Source organism: Paraburkholderia sp. BL18I3N2, from assembly GCF_003001875.1.
In the GTDB taxonomy this organism is placed as follows: domain Bacteria; phylum Pseudomonadota; class Gammaproteobacteria; order Burkholderiales; family Burkholderiaceae; genus Paraburkholderia; species Paraburkholderia phytofirmans.
In genome coordinates, this window is record NZ_PVNC01000045.1 from 1 (window position 1) to 11,181 (window position 11,181).

An 11,181-nucleotide genomic window follows, 5' to 3' on the forward strand; every position below is an offset into this window, starting at 1 on the left:
GCGAGCGGCTGGTGCCGGAGCCGATCTCGGCAAGTTCGTATTCGAACCCGTGAGGCAGGTCGATTCGGACGCGGTGCTCGTCGCCCGTCACTGGATTGCGGATCGGTTCACCGACGACGTCGAATACGCCCTCGACGTGAATCCGGCCGCGTCTGGCATCGACATCGACATCAAAGTCGATCTTCGTAAAGATCGGATCGAACGCATGCTCGAGCGTCGATGCGAAGACGGAGAACATTGTGGCGAACGGCTCGGTGTCCTGCCCCGTCATGATTTTCAGAATCGCTTCTCGTTGCTCCGGGCTGGCCCGTTCGTCGACGATCGGCTGGCACTTGCCCTTACCTTCGTGGATCGGCCCGGGCCACTGAAACACGACCGCGATATTGAGGTCGTCTAGTCGCACGTCGCCGTAGTAACCATTGCTGATCGAAATGGCGCCCATCGCTTCGCAGAAGCCGTTGTTCGGCAGTGCATTGAATTGGCACGGGCAACCGTATGAGCAATTGCAGTTGACCAGTTCGGTGCCTTGGATTTCCCAGGGAATCATGGTTGCCCTCCGTGTACCCCGCGACGAGTAAGGTCGTTCGAATCTAGTGTATGCGAGGGAAAAGGTGAGTTAAAGCTTGGGTCGAGTGGGCACGGGGCTGTTGTGATTGGCGTCACACATGAAAAGCGATGATGGATATTGGACGTCGTTTCCAGGCCCAGCAGATGACGCCCAAATGTCGGCCATACTCGTGCGGTACGGCTCTGAGGGTCTTTGGATTTCAGCGAATCGTCCTGTCACATTTTCCGGTGCCCTTATTTAAGCGATACCAGAACACGCGGCCATGTATGGCACTTTATCAAGCAATCGCTGGAATACACGCGGAGGTACATGGACAAGTTGGGTTCCCTCGCGGATCATAGCCTGAATGGTATCCCAGAGATCCAGCGATGACTGACGATCTTACGGCATGGCTGATGCACATTGGCCTCGGTGGGTGCGCTGCGCGGTTCGCCTCCGAAGGGATCGGCTGGGATGTGCTCGGTGATCTTTCGGATAGCGAGTTAAAGGAACTAGGCCTGACGCTGGGTGACCGCAAGCGGCTCGCAAAGGGATTAGCGGCGCGCACGGCAATTCACGGGCGCGCGCTCGAACGCGCGCAGGAACGAAGTCAGCCGCTTCCGTCAGCCGCGTCCACAGTCATCGACGCCGAGAGACGGCAACTCACGGTGATGTTCGTCGATCTCATTGATTCGACCGGGCTTGCCGAGCGATTCGATCCCGAAGACATGCGACGTCTGCTGGGCGTCTACCATCAAGCCTGCGCCAGTGCGATCGAGGCTCACGAAGGTCACATTGCGCTTTACCTCGGTGACGGATTGCTCGTCTATTTCGGGTACCCGAATGCACACGAGGACGATGCCGTGCGCGCGGCACTTTCCGCGCTCGCCGTCGTATCGGCGCTGCGCGAGGCCAACGACCGCATCGAAGTCGAGCACGGCGTACGTCTGCAGGTCCGGATCGGCATCGAGACGGGGCTTGTCGTCGCTGGCGCAATCGGCGCGGGGTCCACGCTGGATCGCCAGGCGATCGTCGGAGAGGCGCCAATCGTTGCGGCAAGGCTGCAATCGCTCGCCCGGCCCGATGCAATCGTCGTGGGCCCCGCGACGCAACGCCTGATCGAAGGAGCATTCCTGCTCGAAGACCTCGGCTGGCAAGAACTGAAAGGCGTCTCTGGTCCGGTCAGGGTCCAGCGCGTGCTCGCGCAAACGGATGCGGTCGACCGCTTCGAAGTAAAGGCAGCCCATGGCATGACGCCGCTCATCGGACGCGCCGCGGAACTCGAGATGATCCGACAGCAGTGGAAGCAGAGCGTCGATGGCGAAATGCGCTGCGTGCTGCTGATCGGCGAGCCGGGAATCGGAAAATCCCGCTTGCTCCGGGCATTCGGCGATAGCATCAGTGGAGACGTCCATCGGGTCGTGCCGCTTCATTGTTCCCCGTATTATCGCAATAGTCCTTTCTGGCCGGTATTGCGCTGGTTGCGTCACGACTTTGGCCTCGGACCCGACACGTCTGGCGCCGTGGACCTCGCAGCGCTGCAGGCGGTAATCGCACGACTCGGAGTCGATGTCGACGAAGCGGTTCTCGTGCTCACGACCTTGCTTGGCATTCCGGCGGTTGCGCGCCATCCGCTGATCGACTCCTCATCGCCTGCATTCAAGCGGCGCACGCTCGACGTGCTCGTCGCAATCGTCGAAACATCGGCGCGCGTCCTGCCGGTGCTCGTCGCTGTGGAGGACGCGCACTGGATCGATCCGTCGTCGCAGGAGTTTCTCCGGCTCCTGCTCGAGCGACTGGTGGCCGCCCCGCTGCTTGTACTGCTCACCACGCGGCCCGAGTTCGAACCGGAATGGGCCTGGCCACAGCTCGTACAACTCAATCTCGACCGCCTGTCGCCCCGTGATTCCATTGCGATGATCGAACGGCTAACCGATGGGAAGCGGCTTCCGGATCTCGTACTCGATCAGATCCTGTCCAAAACGGACGGCGTGCCGCTTTTTGTCGAGGAGCTGACGAAGACAGTGCTGCAGGGCGATCTGTTGCAGGACGCAGGTGTCAGCTACGAATTGAAGGGAACGCCGCAGACAATTGCGATTCCGGACACGCTGCAGGGCTCGCTGTTGTCGCGGCTCGACCGGCTGGAGCCAATCGTCAAGGAAACGGCCCAGATCGCGGCCACAGTGGGGCGGGAGTTCGGCAGTAAGCTGCTTGGCCTGATCGCGTTGAAGCCCGAGAACGAATTACCGGAAACGCTTGACCGCCTCGTCGAAGCGGAAATCATCGTTCCGGCCTCTGGCACGCCTGCCGAGGGTGACACGTATATGTTCCGGCATGCGTTGATCCAGGAGATCGCGTACCAATCGCTATTGCTTGCGCGCCGCCGCCAATACCATGCGCGGATCGCCATCGCTCTGGAGCAGCACTATCCTGAAGTCGCCCAGCGGCAACCTGAACTGATCGCCCAGAACTTCACTGCGGCCGAGCTGCCCGAGCGCGCGATCGGCTATTGGCAGCGAGCCGGGGAACGGGCGCTTTCGGGCGCGGCCTACGATGAAGCGATCGCGCACGCGCAGCGCGGACTGGAACTGCTCAACCGATGCGCTTTCAGCGATCAGGATCGGGCTATCCATCAGGTATCCTTTCTACTAACGAGAGGCGGAGCGGAACTCAGGCTGGCGCGGCGCGAGGCGATTGCAACGTTCAGGCTGGCTGCCCAGATTGCCCGCGACCACACGCTGCCATCTTTTCTCGTGCAGGCGGCATTGGGATTCGATACCGCCGAGACGTTCCTCGAAGGCTCCGGCACCGCGTCGCTTTCATTGCTCAAGGAAGCGCTCGGGCTGGTCGGCACTGAGGAGTCGGTCGAGCGTTGTCGCCTGTTGAGTCGACTCGTGCGCACCGTTCACATGACGGGTGCGCGTGAACAAACTGACGAATTGGCATTGGAGGCTGTTGCCCTTGCCAGGCGGCTGAACGACCTGCCGAGCCTGTTCGACGCATTGGTATGCGAGATGATGCATGTCGGAGCCCGGCCGTTGCCCGCGGACAAGTTTGCCGAACGCGAAAGATTGTTGCAGGAGTTGAGCCGGATTGCAGAAGATCTCGGCGATGCGCACACCGTAGGTCATGCTTGCGCCCGATGTCTCGCCGGCTACCTGGAGATCGGCGAGGTGGAACGCTTCGAGGGCGCGCTCGAAAGGTATCGGCAAATCGCCGCAAGCGGGCAGCACTTCGTCGACAAGTGGTGTGTGACAGGCGCGCAGGCGATGCGGGCCATACTCGCCGGTGAATTCGTCGCGGCGGAGCACAGGGCCCGAGAGTCGCTCCAAATGGCGCAAACGGTCGACGCTACACTCGCAACGGGCGTCTACGGCATGCAGATGTTCACGATACGCCGCGAGCAAGGCCGGCTTGCCGAGGTGGCGCCGCTCTTCAAGCGGTTCGTCGACGAACATTCCGCAAGCTCTGCGTGGCGACCCGGACTGATGCTGATCTGTAGCGATCTCGGCTTCGAAGCCCAGGCCCGCGACAATCTCGATCGCCTCATGGAATCGGAGTCCGGTATTTCCATCGACAGCAAGCGGCTCATTACGTTGACGTATCTGGCGGAAGTCGCCGCGCGGCTGCGCCACTTCAAGCGCGCTGAACAGGTCTATGCGCTTCTTCTGCCGTTCCGGGACCAGGTTGTCACCGTTCCTGTCTTTACGCTGTGCTGCGGGTCAGCAGCGCGTTATCTTGGCATGCTCGCCCATGCTCTGGGCGACTGGTCCGCTGCCGAGGAGCATTTCGAATACGGGCTGCGTTTGGACGAGCGCTTGCGAGCGCGGCCCTGGCTCGCGCATGGGCGGCATGAATACGCACTCATGCTGGCGGCGCGCAATGCAGCCGACGACCGGGCACGAGCACAGCACCTGCTTGCCGATGCCGTTGCTGCAGCGAACGAACTAAAGATGTCTGCGCTCGTCGAGCGCATTGTTCGCGCTCAGGCAAGCGCAACGCTCAGACTCTAGCGGGCCCGGATCGCGGGATTGGAAGCGCACGATGCCACTACCAATGAGGAGAATCTCATGGCACGATTCATGATTGAACGAAACTTCGCGGAACAGCTCGAGGTCACCACCGAAAGTGCGGACGCTGTCAGACGGATCAACGACGAGGAGGGTGTCGAATGGCTCTTTTCGTTTCTCAGTGCGGACAAGAAGAAGACATATTGCCTGTACGAGGCGCCCAACGCCGAAGCAATTCGCGCCGCTGCACGCCGGGCGAACCTGCCGGCTGATGTGATCATCGAGGTCAGCGACTTGCGGCCGGAAATGTTCAATTAGGCGTCTGCCACGCGCATGAAGCAGTGCCCGGCGGAACGAGTCGTCGTTAGTCAGCGGGTGGCGCGGAAACATCGGCGCGAGCCGCGAGTCTCGCGCACAGGCTTAGAGCAGGTGCGCGACGCGCCTGGACGTAACCGACGACCCGATTGCGAATAAACATCCCGCCCAATTGGCAGCAAACGACGTCAAACGAGACATCGTCGAACGGCAGATCGAGCGCGTCCGCTTGCCTCCATTCGATACGGCTATCGGACCCCTGTCTGGTGGCGGCATTGTCGAGCACGGGCTGGTGACTTCCGTCGTGACAACGGCACTGGCATTCGCAACGGACACCTGATGCGCTGACAGTGCATAGACGAACCGTCGAACATGTCTTCGGAACTTTCAAGCATTGGATGGGCTACACGCACTTCCTGATGCGCGGCTTGCCACAACGTAGGTCCGAGATGAATTTGAACGTCCTCGTCTGCAATCTCACGCGAGTTCTGCGAGCAGATTGCTCGCTTTATCGGATAGCGGACTCAGCCCGCTGAAGCACGCTTCTCGTATCTTCGCGACACTGGGTTCAGTCCCGACCGCGCGTCGGCCGCCTTCCAGGCGCCACGGCAATTGCCCCGAACACCATCCTGCGCCCACCGCTCAGTAGGCCGCGCGCAGGGCCTCGGTGGCGAGGGCGAGCCGCGACGCGATCACCTTCACCAGAAAGCGATGAAACTGCTGCGCGGCTGCGGGGTTGTCTTGCTCGAGAGCAACGAGCGCGGCCAGCGAGAGCCTGCGCACGCGCGTCGGCGCCTCGGCGAAAACGTCCGCGCTGCGCGGCTGCTGCGTGTACACGGCCATTTCGCCAACAACCGTGCCCGGGCCAGAAGCGCGCAGCCTCACCGAGCGCCCGTTTACGAGCGGCAGCGAAACCGCGACCCGGCCGCGTTCGACGATGTACAGCGCGTCGCCCGGCTCACCGCGAAGAAACAGTGGCTGGCCACCCAGGAGGTCATGCACTTCGAGATAGGTGAACAGTGTATCCAGCGCGCTGGCCGTGAAGTACGGCGCGAGCATCGCGTGGAGATCGTCACCGCGCTTCAGCGCGAGAGCGCCCGACCCGAGCAGTTTATCTTCGATCCACTCCAGGCCCGCATCCAGGGTGTCGAATTCACGAATCCGCAGATTGAGCGTGCCGGTTTTAGTGAGCAGATCGCGCGAGCGCGGCGGCAGCGCGGTCAAGACCAGGTCCGTGTCCGTCGCCGCGCAGAGCTGCCGCAGCTTGACAAAGCTGACCGATACGGACGCGTCTATGCCCTGGGTCGACGCGAAGTCAAGCACGACGAATCTGACCGCAGCCAGATCGCGCGCGGCGAGCCGCTCGCGTATGTGCTGGAGGATCGAATTGGCTGTACCGAAGAAGAGAAACCCTTGCAGGCACATTCCGCACACGTGCGCGCCAAGTCCGCGCAGCGCTTCGGTTTCCTCGATGCTGCGCTCGACATTCGAGGTCCGGGTGCGGAGGTCGAATTCCATGCGGATGCAACTGACCCGGCCGTAGAGCAATGTGAACATCACGCAAGCGGCGACGACGCCCGCGACCACGCCGACGATCACGCCCCAGCCCGCGATCGCGCCCAGAATGACGGGCACGAGCAGGTACTCATACCAGTTGAGCCTCGCGTAGGCACCGACCACCCACTGCACGAGGAGGCGCAGCCCCATGAAAAGCTGAAGGCCGACCAGCACCGGTACGGGAAAGAGCGCAACGAGATCGGGCGACGCGGCAAGCACCACGAGGCACGCGAGCGACGCGAACACGCCCGCCATCCGGCTCGTCGCGCCGACGCGCGCGTTGAGCATCGAGCGATTGAACGACTGATAGCCGACCATGCCGCCCAACAGCCCGCTCGCGAGATTGGCGAGGCCCGCCGCCCGCATCTCGCGATTGAGGTCGACCTCCTCGCCTGTCGCTGCACCGATTGCCGTCGAATTCATCAGGATCGTGACAGCCGAGACCGACGTGACCACGAGGCTCTCCGGAAGGTGTGCGGCGATCGCCGGCCAGTCGACGCCGCCCTGTGCGAGTTGCGCTGTCAGGTGCAGCTCCGGCAGTCCGGCGAGCCGCAGCGCCACGTGCGGCAACAGCAGTCCCATGCCGCGCGCCTGGTCGATCGACAGGCCCGCAGCGCGCAGCAGGACGTAGAAGAGGACGATCCCGAAGGCCAGCGTGAGCGGCAACGCGGCGACGTGCTTCCAGGTGCGCAGCAGGATAGTGGCCAGCACGCCTACGATGAGCGCGGGGAGCCACGCGAACCAGTGAAGATGAGTCAATAGCGCGAGCGTATGCCATTGCAGGGACTCGCCCGTCATCACGCGGAACGCGCCGGCGAGGAGCAGATAGCCCGTGCCGGCGAGGAACCCGCCGAGGACCGGGTAAGGCAGGAACTGCAGCGAGCGGCTGCGCTTCGACGAACCGATTGCGTAGAGCACAATGCCGGTCACGAGCGAACAGAGCGCGATCGCGATCAGCACGGTCAGCAGGAGGGTCTGTGGGGAGCCGCCGTCCGCGCGCACGCTGCTGGCGACCCCCGCCGCCACACCGGCGAGAAACGCCGCCGCATTGCTGTCGGGCCCGCCGATGTTCAGGCGCATCGAGCTCGTCAAGGCAATCACGAGCGCCGTGACGACGCAACTGACGAGCGCGGTGGGCACACCGAGCATCGCGTAGCGGGCCAGGTCGGCGCTGAAGATCATCGTGCCGAGGCTCATCGCGTAGCACAGCATGACGAGTGCGGATACCGCCCCGGCCGCCAGATCGCCGGGCAGCCCCGCGAAGCGCGAGCGCGGCGGGACGTCGGAGACGGAAACGGTCTGGCCCGGCTTCACGTGAATTCCCGGTGGAATGCGGCGGCACGATGGGGTGCGATCCAGTATCCGTCCTCGAACGAAAGCCTGTCAAACGCCATACGTGGTCCGTGGCGGACGCCTACACTGGTTATTCATCGGCACACGATCCCCGACAGGCTCGGGGCCGTTCGCATCGGCAATCTGCGCACGCGTTTTGTCTGCGTTTTGAGCCGATGGGAAGGAACCGGAAGCGGGCCGCCCAACGGAGCGCGCGCCGCCCGGCATTGGACGCAGGCGGCGGGCATGGATATCGAACAATGGCTGCAGGCCCTGGGGCTCGAGCAGTACGCGCAGGCGTTCGCGACGAACGACATCGATCTGTCGCTGCTCGCGCAGTTGACCGACAGGGATCTGAAGGAGCTCGGGGTACAGTCGCTCGGCCACCGCAAACGCATCCTCGGTGCTGCCGCGCGGGACTCGGCAGCGGCGGCCCAGCCGGCAGCGGGGGCGCCCAACGTCTTCGAGACCCCCGCGGACGAACGCAGGCAGGTCACGATCCTCTTTGCCGATCTCTGCGGCTTCACGGCGCTGTCGCGCACGCTTGATCCGGAGGAACTGCGCGCGCTGATTGGCCGCTACACGGCGCTCGTCGACAGCATCGTGCTCGCCTATGGCGGCACGACCGACAGGCACATCGGCGATGCGGTGATGGCGCTGTTCGGCGCTCCGCGCGCGCACGAGACGGACACGCTGCGCGCGGCCCGCGCGGCGCTCGACATCCATGACGCGCTGATACAGCTAAGCGCACAGGCGGCGCGGACGTTGCAGGCGCACATCGGCATCGCGAGCGGCGAGGTGGTCGCGGGCACGCTCGGCTGCGTCGACGCACGGGACTACACCGTGACCGGCAATCCGGTGAACCTGGCCGCGCGGCTCCAGACCGCGGCGGCGGCAGGCGAGACCTGGCTTTCCGATGACGTGGCGCGCGCGCTCGGCGACGCCGCCGTCTGCGACTCGCTCGGTGAGCAACGCTTCAAGGGCATCGACACGCCGGTGCGGGCCTGGCGGCTGCGCGCCATCGCGAGCGACGCGGCGAGGGCGAACCAGAGCCGCTTCGTCGGGCGTCAGGCCGAGCTCGAACAATTTCACGGCATCGTCCACGCGTGCGTCGCGAGACGAGCCGGCCATGTCGTCCATGTGCGCGGCGAAGCGGGCATCGGCAAGACGCGTCTGGTCGATGAGATGCGCCGCTATGCGCAGTCGCAGGGCTTTGTGATCCATCGGGGCCTGGCGCTCGATTTCGGTATGGGCAAGGGCCAGGATCCCGTGCACGCGATCGTCGTCAGCCTGCTCGGCCTGCCGGCCGGCGCATCGAGCGACGCGCGGCAAGCCGCCGCCGCGCGTCTTGCCGCTGAGGGCGCCGTCAAGGCCGAGCAGCACACGTTCCTCCACGACCTCCTCGACCTGCCGCTCGCGGGCGAATGGCGAGCCCTCTACGATGCGATGGACCACGGCGCGCGCAAGCGCGGCAAGCAGGCGCTCGCGACGAGACTGATCGACGACGCATGCAGGCAAACGGCGACCCTGATCGTCGTCGAAGACCTTCATTGGGCTGACCCCGAAGTGCTCGACTATCTCGCGGCCTTCGCCTTGGGCATCGCGAACGGGCCGGGCCTGCTCGTGACGACCTCGCGCGTGGAAGGCGATCCGATCGACGCGACGTGGCGCGCGCGCTGCCGGGACACCCCCTTTGCAACGATCGATCTCGGGCCGCTGCGAAAGGACGAAGCCCTGAGCCTCGCGGGCAACTTCATTGACGCGACGCAACGAGTCGCCCTCGCCTTCATCGAGCGCGCGGGCGGCAACCCGCTGTTCCTCGAGCAACTGTTGCGCAACGCCGAGGAAGGTAGCGGCAGCGCCGTGCCGGCCTCGATCCGGAGCCTCGTGCTCGCGCGGATGGACCGCCTTGCGCCGCGCGACCGCCTCGCCTTCCAGGCGGCCGCCGTGATTGGCCAGCGTTTCGACCTTGCGTTGCTGCGGCGGCTCATCGACGATCCCGGCTACGCCTGTGTCGGTCTGCTCGCCAATACGCTCGTGCTGCCGGAGGGCGAGGACTTCCTGTTCGCCCATGCGCTGATTCAGGAGAGCGCGTACTCGACGCTATTGCGTGCGCGCCGGCGCGCGCTGCACCGCTGCGCGGCCGACTGGTTCGCGCACGGCGACCCCACGCTGCACGCCCAGCATCTCGACCGCGCCGAGGACGAATGCGCGCCGCGGGCCTATCTGGCCGCCGCCGACGCGCAGCGCGCGGCCCACCTGGTCGAGGCCGCGCTGCGCCTCGCCGAGCGCGGCCTCGAGATCGCGCAGACCGACGCGGACCGGCACGCCCTGAGCTGTTGCAAGGGCGAGCTCCAGCGCGACCTCGGCGACATCGCCGGATCGATCGCCACGTATCGCGCGGCGCTGGCGGCCGCCCCCGACGACGCCAGTCTGTGCCGCTGCCAGCTCGGGCTTGCGGAAGATCTACGCGTCAGCGAAGGTCTCGCAGAAGCGCTAGACCTGCTCGCAGCCGCACAGGGTATCGCAGAGCGCGACGACCGGGTGGCCGAACTCGCGAGCCTTCACCATTTGCGCGGCAACATCCTCTTTCCGCTCGGGAAGATCGATGCCTGCAACGCCGAGCACGAACTCGGACTCGCCTATGCGCGGCGCCTGCGCCTGCCGGAGGCGGAAGCCCGCGCGCTCGGCGGCCTCGCCGATGCCGCGTACGCGCAGGGACGCATGCGGACTGCGTTTCGCCATTTCAGCGATTGCGTGGCGTTGAGCCACGAGCACGGGTTCGGCCGCATCGAAGTCGCGAATCGTTCGATGCAGGGCTTCAGCCGCATCTATTTGAACGATGCACGGCAGGCGCGCGAAGACGCCGTTGCCGCCGCACGCACCGCCGAGCTGATCGGGCAGCCGCGCGCGCAATTGCTGGGCGAGACGCTCGGCGTATTCGCCTGCTACGAGCTAGGCGACATGCAGGCTGCGCGAGTCCATCTGGAGCAGGAAATGCGGGTGATCCGGCAGTTGGGCGCGCGCCGCTTCGAAGCGCAGAACCTGGAAATGCAGGCACGCGTATGGCTGGACGATGGATCCCGCGGCGAAGCGGTGAAAGCGCTTCGCGAGGCGCTCGCGATCTCGCGCGAAGTCGGCACGCAGTTCTGCGCGCCGAAGGTCCTGGGGGCGCTCTCCCGCGCAGTCGACGAGAACCACGAGCGTGCGCGGCTCCTGGCGGAAGGCGAGAATCTCCTGCGCCTCGGCGCGGTCGGCCACAACCACCTCTGGTTCTACCGCGACGCCATCGAAGCGATGCTGTCGGCCCGCGATCCGGCCGGCGTGCTGCTCTACGTGACGGCACTGGAGGACTACACGAGGCGCGAACCGCTGCCTTGGGCCGAGCTGTTCGCGGCGCGCGGCCGCGCGCTCGCGCAC

The 11,181-nt window shown here is 64.9% G+C and carries 6 protein-coding genes and 2 pseudogenes; 5 read left to right on the plus strand and 3 right to left on the minus strand.

Features of this window, described 5'->3' with window-relative positions:
• The coding region (locus tag B0G75_RS39545) for a DUF1326 domain-containing protein (protein WP_106314919.1) at positions 1–547 on the minus strand (547 nt) is incomplete at its 3' end.
• A 416-nt stretch (positions 548–963) separates the two neighbouring features.
• On the opposite strand from B0G75_RS39545, the pseudogene B0G75_RS41800 reads away from it, so the two are divergent.
• The 3 genes and pseudogenes from B0G75_RS41800 to B0G75_RS39555 all read left to right on the plus strand — a co-directional run.
• Positions 964–1,656, plus strand: a pseudogene (locus tag B0G75_RS41800) (adenylate/guanylate cyclase domain-containing protein); the annotation flags it as partial.
• A gap of 141 nt (positions 1,657–1,797) precedes the next feature.
• Positions 1,798–4,560, plus strand: coding sequence for an AAA family ATPase (locus tag B0G75_RS39550; protein ID WP_258194963.1), 2,763 nt, complete (start codon positions 1,798–1,800; stop codon positions 4,558–4,560).
• 18 nt (positions 4,561–4,578) lie between these two features.
• Positions 4,579–4,875: a DUF4242 domain-containing protein gene (locus B0G75_RS39555; RefSeq protein ID WP_258194960.1), complete on the plus strand. Its 297-nt coding sequence runs from the start codon at positions 4,579–4,581 to the stop codon at positions 4,873–4,875.
• A 46-nt stretch (positions 4,876–4,921) separates the two neighbouring features.
• Here B0G75_RS39555 and B0G75_RS39560 read toward each other — a convergent pair whose 3' ends face one another.
• Positions 4,922–5,263, minus strand: coding sequence for a methyltransferase domain-containing protein (locus B0G75_RS39560; RefSeq protein WP_374956964.1), 342 nt, complete (start codon positions 5,261–5,263; stop codon positions 4,922–4,924).
• Between B0G75_RS39560 and B0G75_RS39565 the strand changes: the two are divergent.
• Positions 5,202–5,408, plus strand: a pseudogene (locus tag B0G75_RS39565) (transposase); the annotation flags it as partial. The gene B0G75_RS39560 and the pseudogene B0G75_RS39565 sit on opposite strands and share 62 nt — an antisense overlap.
• Before the next feature lie 106 nt (positions 5,409–5,514).
• Here B0G75_RS39565 and B0G75_RS39570 read toward each other — a convergent pair.
• On the minus strand, positions 5,515–7,743 hold the full coding sequence (locus B0G75_RS39570) for a SulP family inorganic anion transporter (protein ID WP_106314922.1): 2,229 nt from the start codon (positions 7,741–7,743) through the stop codon (positions 5,515–5,517).
• Positions 7,744–8,007: 264 nt separating this feature from the next.
• On the opposite strand from B0G75_RS39570, the gene B0G75_RS39575 reads away from it, so the two are divergent.
• Positions 8,008–11,181: adenylate/guanylate cyclase domain-containing protein (locus B0G75_RS39575; RefSeq protein WP_106314923.1), on the plus strand; the 3,174-nt coding region annotated here is incomplete at its 3' end.